This window comes from Streptomyces sp. NBC_01451 (assembly GCF_036227485.1).
Classification (GTDB): Bacteria; Actinomycetota; Actinomycetes; order Streptomycetales; family Streptomycetaceae; genus Streptomyces.
Genome location: NZ_CP109479.1, coordinates 762,027 through 774,405, shown reverse-complemented (window position 1 = coordinate 774,405; position 12,379 = coordinate 762,027). Strand labels below are relative to the sequence as shown.

Genomic DNA, 12,379 nt, shown 5'->3' with positions numbered 1-12,379 from the left:
TCTCGCCCCCGCCGCCCCTGCCCGTCCTCGGGGCCTTTCAGCCCGTCCGGCGTTTGAGGACGAGGCCCCTTCAGGGCCGAAAGCGGGGGTCCGGGGGCGCGGCCCCCAGGGATGGGACGGGCGGGGCGGCGGGGGCGAACAACCCTGTACGCGCGCCCAGTACGGTCCACACCGTTGACGCGCCGCACGACCTCGCAGAGCATGGGCCACGTCCATTTATGGGAGCGCTCCCACCCTCCCCCCGAGGAGCCCAGACGTGAAACGACGCAGAACCACCCTGTTCTCGGTGACCGCCCTCCTCGCGGCGGCACTCACCGCACTCCCCGCCGGCCCGGCCGGTGCCGAGGAGATCGAACAGGTGAAGAACGGCACCTTCGACACCACCACCGCCCCCTGGTGGACGACCAGCAACGTCACCGCCGGCCTCTCCGACGGAGGCCTCTGCGCGGACGTACCCGGCGGGACCGCCAACCGCTGGGACGCCGCCGTCGGCCAGAACGACATCACCCTGGTCAAGGGCGAGTCCTACCGGTTCGCCTTCAAGGCGCTGGGCGCGCCCGCCGGACACGTCGTCCGGGCGATCGTCGGCCTGTCGGTGTCCCCGTACGACACCTACTTCGAGGTCAGCCCGCAGCTGAGCGTGTCGGGCGACGCCTACACCTACACGTTCACCGCGCCCGCGGACACGGCCCAGGGCCAGGTCGGTTTCCAGCTCGGCGGCAGCGCAGAGGCCTTCCGGTTCTGTATGGACGACGTGTCGCTGGTGGGCGGGGTACCGCCCGAGGTGTACGAACCCGACACCGGACCCCGGGTACGGGTCAACCAGGTCGCCTATCTGCCCGCCGGCCCGAAGAACGCCACGCTGGTCACCGACGCCACGCAGCCGCTGCCCTGGCAGCTGAAGAAGGCCGACGGGGCGACGGTGGCCCACGGCAGGACCGTGCCGCGCGGCACCGACGCCTCCTCCGGGCAGAACGTGCACACCATCGACTTCGGCTCCTACCGCAAGCGTGGCACCGGCCTCACGCTGGTCGCCGACGGTGAGACGAGCCGTCCCTTCGACATCGACGCGAGCGCCTACGACCGGCTGCGGCAGGACTCGCTGAAGTACTACTACACGCAGCGCAGCGGCATCGCGATCCGCGACGATCTGCGCCCCGGCTACGCCCGCCCCGCCGGCCACGTCGACGTGGCGCCCAACCGGGGCGACTCCGCCGTGCCGTGCCAGCCGGGTGTGTGCGACTACACGCTCGATGTCACCGGCGGCTGGTACGACGCCGGTGACCACGGCAAGTACGTCGTCAACGGCGGCATCTCCACGTGGGAGGTGCTGAGCACGTACGAGCGCGCCCTGCACGCCCGTACGGGGCAGCGGGACAAGCTCGGTGACGGCACGCTCGCCATCCCGGAGAGCGGCAACAAGGTGCCCGACGTCCTGGACGAGGCCCGCTGGGAGCTGGACTTCCTGTTGAAGATGCAGGTGCCCGACGGGCAGCCGCTGGCCGGCATGGCGCACCACAAGATCCACGACGAGCAGTGGACCGGGCTGCCGCTGCTGCCGAGCGACGACCCGCAGAAGCGCCAACTGCACCCGCCGACCACCGAGGCCACCCTGAACCTCGCCGCCACGGCGGCGCAGGCGGCCCGGCTGTACCGGCCCTACGACCGCGCGTTCGCCGCCCGTGCCCTCGCGGTGGCGCGCAAGGCCTGGACGGCCGCCCTCGCGCACCCCGGCCTCCACGCCGACCCGAACGACGCGACCGGTGGCGGTGCCTACAACGACACCGACGCACAGGACGAGTTCTACTGGGCCGCCGCCGAGCTGTACCTCAGCACCGGTGAGAAGGCGTTCGAGCGGTTCATCCTGAACTCGCCGGTCCACACGGCCGACATCTTCGTGCCCCTCGGCTTCGACTGGGCCAGGACCGCGGCGGCCGGCCGGCTCGACCTGGCGACCGTCCCGAACGGGCTGCCCGGCCGGGACAAGGTCCGCCAGTCCGTGATCAAGGGCGCGGACCGCTATCTGACCACGCTGGCGGCACAGCCGTACGGCATGCCCTACGCCCCCGACGCCAACGTGTACGACTGGGGATCCAACGCCCAGATCCTCAACAACGCCGTCGTCGTCGCCACCGCCTACGACATCAGCGGCGCCTCGAAGTACCGGGACGGCGCGCTCCAGAGCATGGACTACCTCTTCGGCCGCAACGCGCTGAACATGTCGTACGTGACGGGTTACGGCGAGGTCAACTCGCATCAGCAGCACAGCCGTTGGTACGCCAAGCAGCTCGACCCGAGCCTGCCCGGCCCGCCGGACGGCACGCTCGCCGGAGGCCCCAACTCCAGCATTCAGGACCCCTACGCACAGAGCAAACTCCAGGGCTGCGTCGGCCAGTTCTGCTACATCGACGACATCCAGTCCTGGTCGACGAACGAGCACACGGTCAACTGGAACGCGGCCCTGGCCCGAATGGCGTCCTTCGTGGCCGACCAGGGATAACCGGGCCGTGCCTCGCCCCCTCGGTACCTCCGCCTCACCGGGCTGACCTGCTGATATTTACGGGTAAGTACCGGCGAGGTACCGTGGGGGCATGCCAGCTCTCAACGTGGAGTTCAGTGACCGCGAGCTAGAGGACCTGCGGCAGATAGCCAAGGAGCGCGGTACGTCCATGAAGGCCCTCGTGCGTGAGGCGGCGGCGGCCGACATCGCCCGCCACCGTGCCCTGCAGGAGGGTGCGGAGGAGTTCCGGCGGTTCTTCGCGGCCCACGCCGACGAGTTCGCCGCCGCGTTCCCCGAGGACGAACCGGTCGCGCCGGGGCGTCAGGGACAGGTCGCCTGACCGATGGCTCCCGTCATCCACATCGACGTGCCCTGGCTGCTCCAGCGCCACGAAGAGGTCCTGCCGGACCAGCCCACGGTCAACGACTTCTCCGCCCTGGTGGCCGCGGTGGCACGGCACCGGGTCGATCCGCCGCGCCTCGGCGTGGACTCCGACCCGGCCTGGCGGGCCGCCGCGCTGCTGCACACCCTCGCCCTGCTCAAGCCGCTCCCGTCGGCCAACGCCCGCTTCGCCTGCGCCACCGCCGTGGCGTACATGTTCGTCAGTGACGTCGGCATCGACCCGCCCTACGGCGCCCTCGTCGACCTCGCACGCGACCTGATCTCGGGGAAGGTCGACGTCTACGGCGCGGCCGACCGGCTGCGCTCCTGGCAGATCTGAGCGGATCCGGGCAGTTGGGCCCCGTCGCCGGGCCGGGCCCGCCCTCGGGGCCGCCGACCGAGGGCGGGAAGAACGGGGTCGGCGGCCGTTTCGCGCGGGAGAGCCGCCTTTCCGCGCGGGGCCTCCGAGAAGGCCGGTTCCAGTGGACTGCACCGCCGTTCGCGCCGGGAGCGTGCGAGGCGCACCGGCGCGTGCACCCGGTTCACACGGGGCGCGGGGAAAATACCGAAAGCCGGTGCGCGTGCCGGAAGTTTCTCCTGTTGCTGACTTTCCTTCAATGAATGGATGTTGCCCAAGTGCCTTGTTGGCCGTGACCGACTTGTGCAATGGTGAACGACCTGTACAGGGGAGTGGCCGGACTCAATTCGCCGGTGGTGTTTCGGTGGCGGTCCAGCCCCACCGTCGGGGCGGGGACGCAGCCGGGAACCTCTGTGAGTTGCCCGCGCGTGGGAAGGAAACCGCTCAGTGCCCCACCCCCACCCCCCTCGTCCGTCCTACCCCCCGTACTCCGGTGGGGTTCCGGGTGAATCGGACGAGAGTCTCGCGGCCCAGCTCAGAAGCAGGCCTGAGGGTGAGACGGGTGTGCCCGTCGCCCTGCTGACCGCGCGACACTGGCAGGCGGCCCACGAGTACGCGGTCATCTGCCTCGCCACCTCGGCCCGGACCGCCTCCATGGTCACCGCGGCCGCCTTCCACCAGGTCCTGGAACGGGTGATGCGAGCCGAGTCGGCCGTCGCGCTGCGCCCGAGGTTCCTCGTCGCCGTGCGCGACATCGTCAGGGAGTGGTCCGCCGACGACCGCATATCCGATGTGCTGCCGGACCTGACGAAACCGGCGGGCGGTCGCGGTATGCGCGCGGCGAAGTCCATGACGGCGGAAAACCGAAAACTCGCGGAGCGTTCGTTCCAGGCCCTTCCCGGACTCGCCCAGTGTCTGCTGTGGCACACCGAGGTGGAGGGCGATCCGATGAATGTCCCCGCCGTCCTTCTTGGCATGGACACGAATATGGCGGCGGCGTCGCTGGAACAGGCCCGTGAACAATTCCGCGAGGGTTGTGTCCGCGCCCACCGGGAACTCGCGCCGTCCAAGGAATGCCGGTTCTACAACCGTCTCCTCGACATCCCCATCAGGCGCGGCGGCGCCCTCCTGCCCGATGTCCAGCAGCACGTGTCGGAGTGCCGCTACTGCCGCCACGCCGCCGAGCAGCTGAGCCACTTCGAGGGCGGCCTGGGCACGCTGCTCGCCGAGGCCGTGCTCGGCTGGGGTGCCCGGCGCTATCTCGACTCACGCCCGGGACGCAGCCAGAGCGGCACCCGGGTACGGGGTCATGCCCGGCACCGCGGCGGAGGCGGCGGTGGCCTGGGGCGGCTTCGACTTCTGTCACGGATTCCCTCCCCGCGCCGCCCGGTCCCGGGCGAGACCCGGAACAGGAGGACCCTGCTCACCAGCGTGGGCCTGGCCTCGGCCGTCGTCCTCGCGGTCGTGCTGGGCAGCGGACTGTTGCCGAAGGACGGCAGCGGCGCCGACCCGACGGCCTCCTCCAGCGCGACCGGCCAGGGCAGCGGGGCGCCCGACGCCTCGCCTACCCCGCCCGCGGTGTCCTCCTCGCCGCCCGCGACGGGCGGCAACCCCACCGCCGTCCGGCAGACCCGGCTGCGGAACGTCACCGCCGACCTGTGCCTCGACATCCGGGGCGGCCGGGCCACGGCCGGCGCCGTCACCAGGCTCGCGTCCTGCTCGACCGCGTGGACCCAGCTGTGGACGTACGAGGACGACGGCCTGTTGCGCAGTGTCGCCAACCCCGAGCTGTGCCTGGACTCGCACGCCGACGCCGGTGTCGTCATCCTCGGCCGCTGTGCCGCCGCGTCCGACGAGCGCGGTGACGACGTCCGCTACGACCTCACCGTGCGGGGCGAGTTGCTGCCCCGCTGGCAGGAGGGCCTCGCCGTCGCCCCCGCCTCCGACGAACCCGACACGGACGTGGTCGTCAAGGTCCGCGACGGCTCCGCGAACCAACGCTGGCTCACCGACACGGTGACCGCCAGCCCCGAGTCCCTGTCGATAGGCGGCTCTCCGGGCAGGGCGGCCCAGGTGGACGCGGACCCGAGGTAGGCCGTCTCCGCAGGGGGCGTACGGCCGGCGGGCGACCCGCCGGGTGACTCCGGTGCCGACGGCGATCAGGGTGCCGTCGGCGGGGACGGTGGTCCGGCCGGGGTGCGAGGGCGGCCCACCGCACCCGTGCGTCGCCGTGCGGTCAGTCTCCGGTCGCCGACCGGTGCAGGACGGCGGCCAGTTCGCGTGGGCGGGAGAACATGGGCCAGTGCCCGGTGTCCAGCTCGACCAGGTCCCACCGGTCGCTCTTGAGCAGTTCCACCACGTCCTGGCACGGTTCCGGGTCGTCTAGCAGACACTTGACGTAGGTCGCGGGAAGGTCGCTCATCGCGCCCGTGAGGACGGCAGGCTCGGTGAGGGTGGCCCCGGGGTGGGGCGTGGAGCCGCTCACGATCCGCGCGATCTGCTCGTCGGTGAGGTCCTGGCCCGCGAAGTGGTCCGCCGCCGGGATCGGCCAGAAGCCGTCGTTCTCGGCGATCGACGTCTCCACCCCGGTACTGTCCCAGCCCCACAGGAACGACTTTCCGTCGGCCGGGACGCTCGCGTCGACGAACACCACCCGCCTCAGCCGCTCACCCGTCCGCTCGGCGGCCTGCCCGACGGGTATCCCCGCGTAACTGTGCCCGACGAGCACGACATCCCGCAGATCGAGGCGTTCGACCTCCTTGACGATGTCCCGTACATGCGTCTGCTGTCCGGCCGGCTCGCCCCGCCGCTCCGCCAGCCCCGACAAGGTCAGCGGGTGCACCCCGTGCCCGGCGGCGCGCAGCTCGACCACCACTTCGTCCCACGCCCAGGCACCGAGCCGCGCACCCGCGACCAACACGACTTCGCTCATGCCGCACAACGTAGCGCGAGCCTCCGACAACGCCTCCGGCACCGGTGGCGGGATGAGCCACCTGGCTCTATGAACACAGGGGGTCGTCCAGGGGACGGCTCGGGGCCGAACCGGAATGTTTCAGGCCGATTAAAAAAGCAGGTGGATCCGGCCACTCGGTCGCCTCGGGTGATCAACGGCCGCTCAGTTACGGGCTTCACGCGTTCGAATCACGTAACTTCACGCCACTGATTCAATACGCAAGGTTACTGAAACGCATGGGGTCGAGATGAGTTTCGGCGCCGGACTCGGCAGACTCACGCTCGCCGATCCGGCCCGACCGGCTGGGATCGAGTACCCATGCGGACCGTTGGACCTTCGATTCGCATCTTCGAACTGAGCGGAAGGATGCACACAATGCCGAACACCGCGCGCTGGGCAGCGACTCTGACCCTGACGGCCACCGCCGTCTGCGCCCCCTTCACAGGGGCCGCCGTCGCCGCCCCGGGCTCCGCCCCCTCCGGGCTCTACGCACCCTCGGCCCTGGTGCTCACCACGGGGCACGGTGACACCGCGGCCACCGTCACGCCCGAGCGTGCCGTCACCCTGACCTGTGCCCCGACCGCCTCGGGCACCCACCCGGCCGCGTCCGAGGCCTGTGCGGAACTCCGGGCCGCCGGTGGGGACTTCGACCTGCTGGCGCCCAGGGGCGACGTGAAGTGCACCAAGCAGTTCGACCCCGTGGTCGTCACCGTCGAGGGCGTGTGGCGGGGCCGGCGGGTCGCCTACGAGCGGACTTTCGCGAACGAGTGCGTGAAGAACACCTACGGGACGGCCGTCTTCACGTTCTAGGGACCGGGGTCGCGCGCTGCCGTGAGCAACGCAGGGCGCACGCGGATGGGGAGTGCGAACCCTGTGTCGCGGGAAGCCGCGCGATCTCGCAGCAGGGCCGGTCGGTGGTGTGGGGCCACCGGCCGGCCCATCGGCATATGCGCGCGAAGGCGGGACCGCTTCCCCTACTCCGGCTCCGGGATGCCGGGGAGGGGCGGGAAACGGTGGAGCAGCAGGGCGGCGCGCAGCAGCCGGTGGAGGCGGGGTGTGTCGCAGACCAGGCGCAGCCGTCCGCCGCGCTCGCGGGCCCGGGTGTCGGCGCGGCACAGTTCGCGCAGGCCGGAGCAGTCGAAGAAGCCGACCTGCCGGAGGTCGACCAGGACGTCGGGGCCGGCGCGCGAGGTCGCCGCGTCCAGATGCTCGGCGAGGAAGCCCGCGGTCGCCAGGTCGATCTCGCCGAAGACCTCGACCACGGTGAACGGCCCGTTCGCATAGGTACGGGCATACGGGTTGGCCGTCGGCGTGAGGGCCCCGGACGAGTCCGGGGCCGTGTGTGCGGGCGGCCGGGGGATGCGGTCGTCGGCTTCCGGCGTCATGGCTGCTCCACCTCGGCGGGGGCGCATTCGATCTCGGTAGCTACCCCGGTTGCGTCCGGACCATCCCTGACACGCCGTGCGCAAGATCTAGTTCACTCGACAAGGTGAATTATGGCTGTACTGATTGACATTCCGTGCACTGTGCACTTACTGCTCGGGACGCCGCGACGGACGAAGGGGCCGCCGTCTCCCTACGGACGGCGGCCCCCTCGGCCTCGGCGACCCGGGCGGGTCACATGTGGACGACAGGTGCGGCGTTCTCGTCCTGGACCGGGACACCGGGGCGGTACAGCAGGGAGGTGATCAGGGCGCCCGCGGCGAAGAAGCCCGCCGACCACCAGAAGGCGGTGGTGTAGCTCTCGATCGTCGACTGGGCCTGGACCAGCTTGTCGGCCGCGTTCCGGCCGGACAGGTAGTTGGTCGCGGCGCTCGCGGCGAGCGTGCTCAGCAGCGCCGTACCGATCGAACCGCCCACCTGCTGCATGGTGTTGACCGTGGCGGAGGCCACGCCCGCGTCCTCGGCGCCGATCCCGCTGGTGGCCAGCTGCATCGCGGGCGGCATGATGGCGCCCATGCCCGCGCCGATCACCAGCAGTTGCGGGAGTACGGCGGTGCTGAAGGACGAGCCGACGCCGATGCCGGTCAGCCAGGCCATGCCGGCCGCACCGAGGGCGAAGCCCGCCGGGATGATGATCTTCGGCCCGAAGCGGGGCACGAGCATGGTGGTGGACACCTGGGCCGCGACCATCAGGGCCGCCATCATCGGCATGAAGGCCAGGCCGGTCCTGGTCGGGCTGAAGCCGAGGTTCAGCTGCAGGTAGTAGGTGAGGAAGAGGAAGACGCCGAACATCGCGGCGCCGGAGATGAGCACCGTGAGGAACGAGGCCGCACGATCGCGGTCCAGCAGGACGCGCATCGGCAGCAGCGGGTGCTTCGCACGGGTCTGCCACCGGGCGAACGCCGCGAGGAGCAGTACGCCCGCGGTCAGGAAGCCCCAGGTCTGCGGTGAACTCCAGTCGTGCGTCTCGGCGTTGGAGAAGCCGTAGACGACGGAGAAGAGACCGGCGGAGACCAGCAGCGTGCCCGGGACGTCGATCCTGGAGTTGGCGGCGTCACGGTGGTTGCTCAGCAGCATCCAGCCGCCGACGAAGGCCACGACGGCGAAGACCAGGTTCACGTACAGCGTCCAGCGCCAGTCGAGCGCGTCGGTCAGCAGGCCGCCGAGCAACAGGCCCACCGCGCCGCCGGCCCCGGCGATGGCGCCGTACACGCTGAACGCGCGGGCCTTCTCGCGCGCGTCGGTGAAGGTCGTGTTGAGGAGTGAGAGCGCGGCCGGTGCGAGCAGTGCGCCGAAGACACCCTGGAGTGCCCGGGCGACGACCAGCATCTCGAAGCCGTTCGCGGCGCCGCCGAGGACCGAGGCGCCGGCGAATCCGGCGACGCCGATGAGGAAGGCGGGCTTGCGCCCGAACAGGTCGGCGATCCGGCCGCCGAGCAGCAGCAGGGAGGCGAAGGCCAGCGCGTACGCCGTGACGACCCACTGCCGGTTGCCGTCGGAGAAGCCGAGGTCGGCCTGTGCGGAGGGAAGCGCGATGTTCACGATGGTGGCGTCGAGGACCACCATCAGCTGCGCGATTCCGATGATCGCGAGGATCCACCACCGCTTCGGGTTCGGCGCGGCGGACTCCTTGTCCGTGTCGTGCCCGACGCCCTTCGGGGCGCCTTCGGTAAGGGACTGGGGCATTTGAGCACACTCCAGGGAAGGTCGCTCGTGGAGTGGAGCGACGAGTGGTGACGGAAGGCGAAGGGGACCGGGAGTTACGAGTATGTAAACGAAACGGTTTCGTACACCCGGCCCCTTGAGGTTAGACCATTTCCATCGAAACGGCAAAGTATCGAAACGGCAAAGTATCGTTAGGGGTGATGTGTCGATGCGCCCGGCGGCAGCCCGGAGGCGGCTTCGCTTCGCGGCCCCTCGCTACGCCAGCTGCCGTCGCACCAGTTCGTGCAGCCGCCCGCCCGTGTCCGCCAGCAGCTCGGCCGGGGTGCCCTGCTGGGCGACCTTGCCGTCCTCCATCACGATCACCCGGTCCGCGTCCAGCACCGTGGACAGGCGGTGGGCGATCACGATCCGGGTGGCGTTCAGCGCGCGGGTGCTCTCGATGACCGTGCGCTGGGTCTCGTTGTCCAGGGCGCTGGTCGCCTCGTCGAAGAAGAGGATGCGCGGCCTGCGGATCAGCGCCTGCGCGATCATCAGCCGCTGGCGCTGGCCGCCCGAGACCGCGCCGCTGCCCTGGACGATGGTGTGCAGGCCCATCGGCATCCGCTTGATGTCCTCGGCCAGACCCGCCATCCCGGCGGCGGCCATCGCCTCCTCCGGTGTGTAGGGCTCGGTGCCGCAGATGACGTCCAGGATCGAACCCGTCATCGGCTGGGCGTGCTGGAGCACCACGCCGCACTGGCGCCGTACGGCCGACTGGTCGAGGGCGCCCAGGTCCTGGCCGTCGTACAGCACACTGCCCGAGACCGGTCTGTCGAAGCCGATCAGCAGGCGCAGCAGCGTCGACTTGCCGCAGCCGCTGGGGCCGACGATCGCCACGAACTCGCCCGCCCGCACCTGGAAGGACACGTCGTCCAGGACGAGCGGGCCGTCGTCCGTGTAGCGGAAGGAGAGACGGCGGGCCTCGATCGCGCCGGTCAGCACACCCGGCCGGGTGCTGGCGACGCGTACCTCCGGGGTCGCCTCCAGCACCGGCTTGATCTCCTCGTACAGCGGGAGCGCGGCCACGCCGGAGACGAAGGCGCCGGTCAGCTGGGTGACCGAGGTCAGGAGCATCGTCACCGAGGTGTTGAAGGTGAGGAAGGCCGCCGCCGACATCGCACCGCGCGCCGGCCCCGCCAGCAGCATGAACATCAGCAGGGTGCACACCGGCAGGTACACCGCGCCCAGCACCGTGGTGAGGTTCTTGATGCGGCCGACCTTCTGCTGAAGCTCGCGGCTGCGCGCGAACTCGCCCGCCCAGGCCGCGTACGCGTAGTTCTCGGCTGCCGCCACCCGTAGTTTGGGCAGGCCTCGCAGGGTCTGGAAGGCCTGGTTGTTCAGCTTGTTGGACAGCGCGATCAGCCGCCGCTGCCAGCGCACCTGCCACAGCCCGAGACCCAGGAACACGGCGGCGATCACCACGAGCATGCCGACCGCAGCGAGTGCCATCGGGACGCTGTAGTAGAGGAGCAGGCCGAGGTTCATCGCCGCCACCGTGACCGACTGCGTGACGACGGGAGCAACTCCCGCCAGCAGCTTGCGGATCGCGCTGATGCCCATCGCCGCACTCGCCAGCTCACCGGTCGAGCGCTCGGTGAAGAACTTCGTCGGCAGCCGCAACAGGCGGTCCCAGACGGCCGGTTGGAGCGTCGCCTCGATCCGGCCCTCCATGCGGAGCAGGGTGAGGTTCTGCAGCAGGGTGAAGGCCGCAGCCACCACACTGCTGATCATCACGGCGAGACAGAACTGGACGATCAGCGTGGTCTGCGCCTTCGGCACGAACTCGCCGAGCACCTTGCCGGTGGCGACGGGCACCAGAGCGCCGATGGCGATCGTCACCAGGCTGCTCAGCAGCAGGTTCACCACGTCGCCCCGGCTGCCGCCCATGCTGAACCGGAGCAGCCGCAGCGGGCTCATCCCGCGTTCGGGCAGCGGGCGGTAGAACATCACCGCCCGCTCCTCGAACTCCGCCGCGTTCGCCTTCTCCACCGGTGTCTCGCGTCCCGACGAGGGGTGCACGGCCACATAGCCGCCGCGTCGCCACAGCAGTGCGACCGGGGTGCCCGACAGACTGCGGTGACCGATCAGCGGGCCGACGTCGTCGTGCCACCAGCGCCCGTCGAGCCGGACGGCCCGGGTACGGACACGGGAGGCGAGCGCGATCCGCTCGACCGGGTCGAGCCGGTCGCTCTCGGTGCCGCTCCGCGCGGGCTCGGCGAGTGTGATGCCCGCCGCCTCGGCGACGAGTTTGCAGGCCGCGTACGTGGCGTCGGCGTCGGCGGCGGTCGTGCGTTTCGCCGACGGCCTCCCGATCGACGCCAGCAGCGTCCGGTCGGCCTGCGCGCGGACGGCCTCGCCCGCCCTGATGCCGGCCGCCGTACGGGTCTCGTGGCTGCGTTCCAGCTGCTCGATCCACCGGTCGAGGGTGGTGAGCAGCCGGTACTGCTGGTCGACCATGCCCTGCCAGACCCCGGGGTCCATCAGCAGGTCGGCGGCGGCCTCCGCCCCGTACAGCGACCCGTACCGGACGCTGCCCGGCGGGACCTGCATCCAGAACACGTCGTCGTCGGCCGGCGCGGCGGCCCGTTCCGAGGCCATCGGTGCCTGGAAGAGGACCGACAGGCCTCGGCCGACGCCCAGGGCGAGGGCGTACTCCAGCGGGCTGGTCGCCGGGGGCACGTACCGGGCGTTGCCGTACTCGTCGTACGACCAGGTCTCCGTGTCCGGCGACCGGTACAGCTCGCGCAGCCCGATGCGGTGCACCACGCAGTCGCGCACCGGGCGGGCGACCAGCGTGTGGTCCGGGCCGGTGACCGGGCCGAGCAGCAGCGCGCCCGCCTCCAGCCGGCCGATGTGGTGCCACTGGCCCTGCTCCACGGCGTCGACCGCGTACAGGTCGAGCGCGCCGGCCGCGACCAGCCACAGCACCTGCGGGCCTTCGAGATCGAGGCGCCCCTGCCCGGACAGGTCGAACCGCGTTCCCAGCTGTCCGAGCGCGGCGAGGACGACATCGGCGTCGCCTTCGTGGACCGTCGTCATC

At 70.9% G+C, this 12,379-nt stretch carries 9 protein-coding genes; 5 read left to right on the top strand and 4 right to left on the bottom strand.

Annotation, left to right across the window (positions count from 1 at the left end; translation table 11 throughout):
• Window positions 1-256 precede the first annotated feature (256 nt).
• The 4 genes from OG595_RS03420 to OG595_RS03405 all read left to right on the top strand — a co-directional run bounded on the left by OG595_RS03420 (window position 257) and on the right by OG595_RS03405 (window position 5,333).
• The gene (locus OG595_RS03420; RefSeq protein WP_329267615.1) at window positions 257-2,500 is read left to right on the top strand and encodes a glycoside hydrolase family 9 protein; all 2,244 of its coding nucleotides are present in this window, start codon (window positions 257-259) and stop codon (window positions 2,498-2,500) included.
• A gap of 91 nt (window positions 2,501-2,591) precedes the next feature.
• A complete protein-coding gene (locus OG595_RS03415; protein WP_053745132.1) occupies window positions 2,592-2,840 on the top strand; it encodes a hypothetical protein in 249 nt (82 codons plus the stop codon).
• A 3-nt stretch (window positions 2,841-2,843) separates the two neighbouring features.
• Window positions 2,844-3,221 carry a toxin Doc gene (locus tag OG595_RS03410; RefSeq protein WP_164311823.1) on the top strand — a complete coding sequence of 126 codons (378 nt, stop codon included), beginning with the start codon at window positions 2,844-2,846 and terminating at the stop codon, window positions 3,219-3,221.
• A gap of 465 nt (window positions 3,222-3,686) precedes the next feature.
• A complete protein-coding gene (locus tag OG595_RS03405) occupies window positions 3,687-5,333 on the top strand; it encodes an RICIN domain-containing protein (RefSeq protein ID WP_329267608.1) in 1,647 nt (548 codons plus the stop codon).
• 142 nt (window positions 5,334-5,475) lie between these two features.
• Here OG595_RS03405 and OG595_RS03400 read toward each other — a convergent pair whose 3' ends face one another.
• Window positions 5,476-6,171, bottom strand: coding sequence for an alpha/beta fold hydrolase (locus OG595_RS03400; protein WP_329267605.1), 696 nt, complete (start codon window positions 6,169-6,171; stop codon window positions 5,476-5,478).
• Window positions 6,172-6,567: 396 nt separating this feature from the next.
• Here OG595_RS03400 and OG595_RS03395 point away from each other — a divergent pair, with 396 nt between their 5' ends.
• The gene (locus OG595_RS03395; protein WP_329267602.1) at window positions 6,568-7,002 is read left to right on the top strand and encodes a protease inhibitor; all 435 of its coding nucleotides are present in this window, start codon (window positions 6,568-6,570) and stop codon (window positions 7,000-7,002) included.
• Between the two features lie 164 nt (window positions 7,003-7,166).
• Here OG595_RS03395 and OG595_RS03390 read toward each other — a convergent pair whose 3' ends face one another.
• The 3 genes from OG595_RS03390 to OG595_RS03380 form a co-directional block, all read right to left on the bottom strand.
• On the bottom strand, window positions 7,167-7,577 hold the full coding sequence (locus tag OG595_RS03390; RefSeq protein WP_329267599.1) for an STAS domain-containing protein: 411 nt from the start codon (window positions 7,575-7,577) through the stop codon (window positions 7,167-7,169).
• 232 nt (window positions 7,578-7,809) lie between these two features.
• The gene (locus OG595_RS03385) at window positions 7,810-9,321 is read right to left on the bottom strand and encodes an MFS transporter (RefSeq protein ID WP_329267596.1); all 1,512 of its coding nucleotides are present in this window, start codon (window positions 9,319-9,321) and stop codon (window positions 7,810-7,812) included.
• Window positions 9,322-9,555: 234 nt separating this feature from the next.
• Window positions 9,556-12,378, bottom strand: coding sequence for an NHLP bacteriocin export ABC transporter permease/ATPase subunit (locus tag OG595_RS03380; protein ID WP_329267594.1), 2,823 nt, complete (start codon window positions 12,376-12,378; stop codon window positions 9,556-9,558).
• Window position 12,379: the final 1 nt, after the last annotated feature.